Raw genomic sequence first — 1,971 nt, forward strand, 5'->3', positions numbered from 1 at the left:
ACGCCGGCGTCAAGGTCGAGACCGCCACCGTCGACCGCCGCGACATGACCTTCCTGTACCGCGACGGCGAGGACTACGTCCTCATGGACGAGAAGACCTACGACCAGATCAACCTGGCCCCGCACCTGATGGGCGACGCCGCCCGCTTCCTGCTGGAGAACACCTCCGTGCAGGTTTCCTTCCACGAGGGCGAGCCGCTGTTCGCCGAGCTCCCGGTGTCCGTGGACCTCGCCGTCCAGCAGACCGACCCGGGCCTGCAGGGCGACCGCTCCACCGGCGGCACCAAGCCCGCCACCCTGGAGACCGGCGCCGAGGTGCAGGTCCCGCTGTTCATCGAGACCGGTGACGTGCTGAAGATCGACACCCGCGACGGTTCCTACCTGTCGCGCGTGAACAACTAGTCGCGCGCTCCATGAGCGAAAAGAATTCCGGCAAGCATTCCGGCAAGGCCGCCGGCGACGCGTCCGGCAAGGAAGTCAATTACAAGCGCCGCGGCGCCCGCTACCGGGCACGTCGCCGTGCCGTGGACCTGCTGTTCGAGGCCGAGCAGCGCGGCGTCGACCCGGTGCGCCTGATCGACGAGCGCCTGGAGCTGGCGCGCGACGCCGATTCGGGCGTGGCGCCGATCGCCGATTACGCCGAGGAAATCGTCCGCGGCGTCGCCCTGGAGATCGACGGCATCGACTCGACCATCGCGTCCTACCTGTCGGCGGAGTGGCCGATGCGCCGACTGCCGGCCGTCGACCGCGCCATCCTTCGCGTGGGCACGTGGGAGCTGTTCCACAACCCCGACGTGCCGCCGCGCGTGGCCGTCGTCGAGGGCGTGGAGCTGGCCAGCGAGTACTCCACCGACGTCGCGCCGCCGTACATCAACGCGGTCCTCGACGCCGAGGCGGACATCGCCGGCCAGGCCCGCATGGCCGCCGCGGCCGTGCGCGTCACCGCCGCCCCGTCCGACGCCGCGCCGATCGTTCCGGGCACGCCGGCGATGCCGGAGCCCGGAGTCGAACTGGTCGAAGCAACCGGCGACGTTGACTCGGCCGCGGACGATTCCACGACCGAGCCCGCCGCCACGGGCACGACGGACGACGGGGAGACCGGTACGTCGTAAAGCGGGACGCCCCGAGAGGGGCAATCCCGTTAGGCTTGCCCCATGGGCAAGAAACGCAAGCACCGCCACTTCACGCTCGACGACGCGCACGCGCTGAAAGTCGGGGAGGGGTGGCGGCTTTCGCATGTCGATGCCGACTCCACCCCTGGCCTGCCGAACAACGGCGACGGCAAGGCCATCGCGGCCGAACACTTCGACGATCACGACGAGGAAATCGCCGACCTGCAGGAGCGCATGTTCGCCGCGGCGCGCAGCGGCGACGAGAACGCGCCGACGATCATCATCGTGCTACAGGGAATGGACACCTCCGGCAAGGGCGGCGTGGTGCGCCACGTGCTCAAGGGCGTCGACCCGCAGGGCGTGGAGGTCTTCTCCTTCGGGCGGCCGACCGACGAGGAAAACGAGCACGACTTCCTCTACCGTTCGCGCATCCGCATGCCCAAGCCGGGGCGCATCGGCGTGTGGGACCGGTCGCACTACGAGGCCGTGTTGGTGGAGAAGGTCAAGGAGCTGACCCCGCTCGACGAGATCGAGGGCCGCTTCGACGAGATCGTCGAGTTCGAGAACGAGCTCGCGGCGCAGAACGTCCACCTGATCAAGGTGATGCTGCACATCGACCCCGACGAGCAGTACGAGCGCCTGATGGAGCGGCTCGAGCGCCCCGACAAGCACTGGAAGTTCGACGTCGGCGACATCGCCGACCGTGCCCTGTGGGACGACTACCAGGCCGCCTACGACGAGGCCCTGCGCCGCACGTCGACGGAGACCAACCCCTGGTACTGCGTGCCCGCCAACCGCAAGTGGTACTCCCGCCTGGTGGTCAAGGGCCTGTTGCTCGACACCCTGCGCGGGCTGGAGCT

General features: G+C 69.1%; 3 protein-coding genes. All 3 read left to right on the forward strand.

The genetic code is table 11. From position 1 onward, the window contains the following. A partial coding sequence (locus GX015_RS06590; protein ID WP_291343755.1) for an elongation factor P occupies positions 1-401 on the forward strand: 401 nt, incomplete at its 5' end. An 11-nt stretch (positions 402-412) separates the two neighbouring features. Then, positions 413-1,111: a transcription antitermination factor NusB gene (gene nusB, locus GX015_RS06595; RefSeq protein ID WP_291343757.1), complete on the forward strand. Its 699-nt coding sequence runs from the start codon at positions 413-415 to the stop codon at positions 1,109-1,111. A 42-nt stretch (positions 1,112-1,153) separates the two neighbouring features. After that, a partial coding sequence (locus GX015_RS06600) for a PPK2 family polyphosphate kinase (RefSeq protein ID WP_291343759.1) occupies positions 1,154-1,971 on the forward strand: 818 nt, incomplete at its 3' end.

The sequence above is a fragment of the Corynebacterium sp. genome (genome assembly GCF_012837295.1).
Classification (GTDB): domain Bacteria; phylum Actinomycetota; class Actinomycetes; order Mycobacteriales; family Mycobacteriaceae; genus Corynebacterium.

Bases quoted from the DNA above. Each gene is read 5' to 3' on its own strand.
- nusB (WP_291343757.1), top strand. From the start codon at position 413: ATGAGCGAAAAGAATTCCGGCAAGCATTCCGGCAAGGCCGCCGGCGAC.